General features: G+C 34.4%; 5 protein-coding genes. 4 read left to right on the top strand and 1 reads right to left on the bottom strand.

The annotated features are described in order from the left end of the window. From NE544_RS04585 to NE544_RS04575, 3 genes are all read left to right on the top strand, one after another. Positions 1-215 (top strand): hypothetical protein (locus tag NE544_RS04585; protein WP_256268485.1); only part of this gene is annotated, 215 nt, incomplete at its 5' end. A gap of 63 nt (positions 216-278) precedes the next feature. Next, positions 279-1,352 (top strand): chorismate mutase, encoded by a 1,074-nt coding sequence (locus NE544_RS04580; protein WP_118114575.1) that lies wholly within the window; start codon positions 279-281, stop codon positions 1,350-1,352. Between the two features lie 2 nt (positions 1,353-1,354). After that, positions 1,355-2,584: a pyridoxal phosphate-dependent aminotransferase gene (locus tag NE544_RS04575; protein ID WP_256268484.1), complete on the top strand. Its 1,230-nt coding sequence runs from the start codon at positions 1,355-1,357 to the stop codon at positions 2,582-2,584. On the opposite strand, the gene NE544_RS04570 is transcribed toward NE544_RS04575, so the two are convergent. Further along, positions 2,581-2,997 carry a GNAT family N-acetyltransferase gene (locus tag NE544_RS04570; RefSeq protein ID WP_256268483.1) on the bottom strand — a complete coding sequence of 139 codons (417 nt, stop codon included), beginning with the start codon at positions 2,995-2,997 and terminating at the stop codon, positions 2,581-2,583. The two genes, NE544_RS04575 and NE544_RS04570, sit on opposite strands and share 4 nt — an antisense overlap. Before the next feature lie 90 nt (positions 2,998-3,087). On the opposite strand from NE544_RS04570, the gene NE544_RS04565 reads away from it, so the two are divergent. Then, positions 3,088-6,252 (top strand): DEAD/DEAH box helicase, encoded by a 3,165-nt coding sequence (locus NE544_RS04565; protein ID WP_256268482.1) that lies wholly within the window; start codon positions 3,088-3,090, stop codon positions 6,250-6,252. The last annotated feature ends 25 nt before the right edge of the window (positions 6,253-6,277 follow it).

The raw sequence follows: 6,277 nt of genomic DNA, 5'->3' as shown, positions 1-6,277 counted from the left end.
GTATCAAACAAAAATGTGCTGCAACAGGAGTGCGTCTTTTAAGATGGGATACCATCTGTTTTATGAAACATTACTACAAAGTTCGTGTCCCAAAGAATGAACATATCCAGAACATCATTTCATCTGTCGATTTAAAAGAAGATGTTGTTTATTCATTTTTAAAAAGAATCGAATTCAACAGTCGCTTCAAATATTATTCTTTATACGTTAGATGATTTATATCATTCATTTTCAGAAAATATATGAAAACTATGGTATGATATTCATGAGGTGAACTAATGAATAAGTTAGAACAAGCACGTACACAAATTGATGCGATCGATCGTGAAATGGCCAAGCTGTATGAAGCACGATTGGATGCTGTTAAGGATGTGATTGCGTATAAAATAGAAAATGATTTACCAATTCTAGATTCGGGTAGAGAGCAGGTTGTGATTGAGAAGAATTTACAGTTTATTCAAAATCCGGATTATAAAGAATATTATGAGTCTTTTATAAAGTTCATTATGAAAGAATCGAAGGCCTATCAAAGAACGTTGCAGTCTCATGATAAAGTTGGATATTGTGGAGTTGAAGGTGCCTTTGGGCATATGGTGAGCGAGAAGTTGTTTCCTTCCAATCCAAAAGTGGGCGTTTCTAGTTTTGAGGAAGTCTTTCAAATGGTTGTCCATTCAGACGTACAATATGGTGTGATTCCTTTTGAGAATACGAATTCTGGATTGGTTGGAGAAGTCTTAGATTTATTAATGGAATATCCAGTGTATATTCAGTCAATTTATGATCAAAAGATTGAACAATGTTTACTTGGAATTCCGGGCAGTACATTAAAAGATGTGGAGTGGGTCTATTCGAAGGATCAAGCACTTTCACAGTCTAAAGAATTTTTAAAGGAATTAAATGTACAAACTGTGGCCTATCCAAATACGGCGATGGCAGCTCAATATATTTCAGCACAACAGGATGTGCATAAAGCAGCTATTGGTGCTAAGGAAAATGCAGAGTTGTATGGCTTAAAGGTGTTGGCTACAAACATTCAAGAAAATGCGACTAACACAACGCGATTCTTAGTAATTGGATTAAAGCCACAAATGCAGGGCAATCGCTTTAGTATGGTTCTATCGGTTAAACATGAGAGTGGCGCTTTGGCAAAGATCATTGATTGTATTGCCAAGAATGGATTGAATATGGAAAGTATTCAGTCTAGACCGATGAAAAATAAACCTTTTGAGTATTTCTTCTTTGTCGAAATTGAAGGGGATATGTCAAAGGCAAATGATTGTATTCGAGAGGTACAGTCTGTGTGTGAAAGTGTAAAAGTATTGGGAGCATATACTTTAAAGGAGGAAAAATAAGTATGAATTTTGTGAAGGAAAGTGTCAATCAAACACCAATCGTAGATACTGTATTCTCAATTGTTGCCAAGGCAAAAGAGGCTAAGGCTAAGGTGGGAAGTGAAAATGTTGTAGATGCGACAATCGGTTCTTTATATGATGAAGAGGGAACTTTGGTTGCCTTAGACAGTGTATTTAGTTCATTAAAAAACTTGGATAATAAGGTATTGGCAGCTTATGCAGCTAGTTTTACAGGAAATCCAGACTTTAGACAAAAAGTATATGACTGGGTATTGAATGGAAATTCACACTTAGAACATGAAGTTATCGCAACACCTGGAGGAACCGGTGCCGTTGGTATGACTTTACAAGAGTGTTTGGATGAGGGACAAACAGTTGTCTTGCCAGAAATCGCATGGGGATCTTATGCACTAATGGCGCAGATGCACAATTTGGATGTGGAAAAGTATAGTTTATTTGAAGAAGATCACTTTAATTTAAACTCTTTTAAATCGGCATGTAAAAATGTGATGGAAAAACAAAATCGTTTAGTCATTGTGATCAATGATCCTTGTCACAATCCAACTGGTTATTCTTTGAGTGAAGACGAATGGAAAGAAGTGATCTCTTTCTTGAATGAATGTTCAAAAACACATGCCGTAGTATTGTTGAATGATATTGCGTATATTGATTTCTCTTCTAGACAAGAAAAGGCGAAAGAATACTTTGCGCAGTTTGATCAAATTGAGAAAAATTTTGTCGTAATTGTCGCATTTAGTTTATCAAAATCAATGACAAGTTATGGCCTTCGTTGTGGAGCTGCCATTGTGTTAGGACAAGATAAAGAAGCAGTTCGACAAGTAAAGATCGTGTTTGAAAAGGATGCGCGTGCGACTTGGTCAAATATCAACAATGGAGCTATGGCTACATTTGTAGATGTATTAGACAATCATAAAGATGCGTATGATAAAGAAAGATTGCACTATGTAAATTTATTAAAAGAACGTGGAGATATCTTTGTCAAAGAAGCGAAGGAAGTGGGATTAAAACATTATCCTTACAAAGAAGGATTCTTCGTAACTTTATCTATGGATAATGAAACACGTGACAAATTCCATGAGGCATTAATGGAAAACAACATTTTTACCGTCAAAGTAAATTTGGGTATTCGTGTTGCGATTTGTTCTTTATCGGTTGAAAAGACAAAGGGACTCGCAAAAAAGATGAAGGATATTTTGGATACAGTAGCTTAATACTGTATCTTTTTTTTCATCCACATATGTGGGACTCCTTCATCATCATCGATTTGACCAAACGGAATATAGCCTTGTTTTTCATAGAATGGGCTGACACGAACTTGTGCGTGTACTACAATTAAGTCTCCGTTTAATTTTTTGATTTCATTTTCGGCACTTTCAAGTAGTAAATTACCAATATGCTGGTTCCGATATTCCTTTAATACAGCCACCCTTCCAATGGTGTAGTGATTGTTTTCTTTGAAGAATCGGCATGTTCCGATGGGTTTTCCTTCGGCAAAGACAACGATATGATGACTAATAGTGTCAATATCATCAAATTCATTTTCAAAGCCTTGTTCTTTCATGAATACTTCAATACGAATATTTTTGGCTTCTTGTGGCAAGGTTGTAAAAATTTTTGTGTACATATTATTCCTCTTTCTTTCTGATACATTAACAACTCAAAAATAGAAAGTCAAATTTGTGGTATAATAAGGAGAAAGTTAGGTGGGTTGCGTATGCATATTTTTGAAGAGTCTTTAAATCGTTTTATTAAAAATTCATGGATATATTATGAGGCAAATGATCCTTATTATGCAGGTAAGATTGAGCGTATTTCAATTGAAAGAGTGCATGATCGGATTTTATATTATGAAGTAAAGGCTATTATTCAAACACGTTGGAATGAGGAAATTATTAACTTTAGAGTGAATGAATATGGTACGATATTAACTACAAATTGTACTTGCTCACAAGAGACACATAAAGGGTGTGTGCATTTAGTAAGTGTAGTGCGTGCCATTAATGCGATCAATCCCCAGACTTTTCCGTTTTGCGTGGAGTATCAACAATATATTGAAGAAAAAAATCGTCAGGAAGAATTGGAAAGAAAGCGTCGTAGAATTCATAGTTTGAATCAGGCGGCATTTGATTTTCTGAAAGAAAAACAAGAAGATAAAGTTAACAATTTCTTTAAAGAAAACGAGAATCGAATTCGTTTGACGTTGCATCCTTCAAATTCGTATTATTATGATCAGACGGCATTTAAATTAAAGATTCAAGTGAATCGTGCATATACAGTAAAGAATATTCAAACTTTAATGCGAGGCTTTTTTGAAAAGAAATTGGAATCTTTTGGAAAAAACACACAGATTTATTTAAATCCAGAAGATTTGGATGAGCCAAGTCAAAAGATTTATTCATTTTTGATGAAATATACTTTTTCAAAAGATTGGCAAAAAGACGGGGAAATCTATTCGGAATGTCTGGATGATTTCTTTGATTTAAATGTATCTTTGCCTAATGACTATACCGAATTTAAAACGGATGAAAAAGATATAAAATTAGTTATAAAATTGGTTGAATATGATGATTGTTTCGAACTCAATGTAGATTTGGATGATAATTTTCTAATTGGTAATAAACATTTCTATGTAGTGGATTATAAAAATATTACGCGATATACATTGGATGCGGATGGCTTTTTAGCTTCACTTGCGTATAATGTTTCGCAAGAAGATGGTTGGTTGATTAAAAAAAGTGAATTTAGAGCTTTTTACTTACAATGCTTGCAACCATATATGGATTATATTCAATTAGAAACGAATGTAGATGTAGAAAAATATGCGACTGTAATTGAGAATATTCGTGTGTATTCAGATCTTGAAAATGCGAATATGATTGTATGGGGAAACTATCTAGAGAATAATCAAAAAAAGAGTTTCTTCACAAATACAGATTCCAACCAAATCGCTAGTATAGAAGCAATTATTTCGCATTATGCGGTCAAGATTGAAGATAATAAGGCTGTATTTAAAGGTCGAAGTGATGCGTTATATAATTTTTTGGATTATGGAATTCCTTTGATTCAAAAACAAGCGGATGTGTATGTGTCTGAGGAATTGAAACGTTTAAAGAATCGTCGCAGTATGAATTTAAGTGTAAAGGTCTATGTTCAAAATGATTTATTGAAGATGGAACTAGATAGTGATGTGAACGCAGATGAATTGTCGCATATTTTAAATGCGTATCGAAAGAAGAAAAAGTTTTATCAGTTAAAGAATGGTGAAATGATTGATTTGGAAGATACAGGTTTAGAACAGTTGAATGAATTGGCTTCTACAATGAATTTAACGACAAAGGATTTCAGGAAGGAAACAATTGAAAAACCAGCATATCAGGCTTTCCATTTAATGGATGTGGATTCAGAATTGGATGTTCGTAATGATGATTCGGTTACAGAATATACAGATCGATTAATGAAAGTGAAAGAACAAACGATTCAATTGAAGGATGAGTATAAATCTTTATTGCGCACGTATCAGCAGCAGGGCATTCAATGGTTGTATGATTTGAAAAACATGAATTTAAATGGAATTCTTGCCGATGATATGGGGCTTGGAAAAACCATTCAGGTATTGGTGTTTTATGAACAGTTTGTTTCAAAGGATAAACCGAGTTTGATTGTATGTCCAAGTAGTCTTATGTATAACTGGATGTCTGAAATTGAAAAGTTTAAGATTGGTGTGGACGCTGTTTGTGTTACGGGAACGCAAGAAGTTCGTAAAGAGATTATTCAGGAAAATCACGAACTCTATATTACGACATATGATTATTTGCGTAGGGACGTTGAATTGTATATGCCTATGGAATTTGAATATATTGTTCTAGATGAGGCACAGTTTATTAAGAATCCTAAGACAAAGAATGCGCAAAGTGTAAAGGTTTTAAAAAGTAAACATCGTTTGGCATTAACAGGAACGCCAATTGAGAACAGTTTAAGTGAATTATGGAGTATCTTTGATTTCTTGTTGCCAGGCTATCTATATAGTTTGAATTATTTCACAAAGAATTTTGAGAAACCCATTCAGATGGGGGATGATGACAGGCAGTCCAAACTTCAAAAGTTGGTGTCGCCATTTATTTTGCGTAGAACGAAAAAACAAGTGTTGAAGGATTTACCGGATAAGGTTGAGAAAGATATGTGGTTAAACTTTAGTCCGGAGGAAAAGCAGTTGTATCTTGCAAATCTTGCCCAAGTCAATGAGCAGCTTCAGCAACAATTAGAATTGGAACAAGTGGATTCGATTTTGATCATCGCGATGATGACGCGTCTTCGTCAGATTTGTTGCGAACCAAGAATGTTATATGAAAACTATAAGGGTGAGAGTACAAAGTTTACAATGTGTCTTGAATTGATTGAGACATTAAAAGAGAATGGTAAGAAAGTCTTGTTGTTTTCAAGTTTCACAAGTATTTTTGATTCCTTTATCGAAGAGTTTAATCAGCGAGGCATCAAATACCATATGATTACGGGTGCAGTTGATAAGAAGAAGCGTAAAGAAGAAGTAGATGCTTTTCAGAGTGATGATTCGGACGTATTCTTAATTTCATTAAAGGCTGGTGGAACTGGACTAAATCTGACTAAGGCACAAGCTGTGATTCATTATGATCCTTGGTGGAATGTGAGTGCGCAAAATCAAGCAACAGATCGTGCGTATCGTATTGGTCAGACAAAGAATGTGTTAGTGTATCAGTTGTTGATGAAGAACACAATAGAAGCGAAAATCTATGAGATGCAGAAGCGCAAAAAAGAGATGAGTGATATATTTGTCGAAAATTCAAATGGTGGCATTTCGACTTTATCCAAGGAAGAATTGAGGGATTTATTCTCTATGGAATAGGAACTATATAATTTTTTGAAATATA

Origin of the sequence: Holdemanella sp. MSK.7.32, from assembly GCF_024460475.1 — a bacterium.
GTDB lineage: Bacteria > Bacillota_I > Bacilli_A > Erysipelotrichales > Erysipelotrichaceae > Holdemanella.
This window is presented reverse-complemented; position numbering and strand designations above follow the sequence as displayed.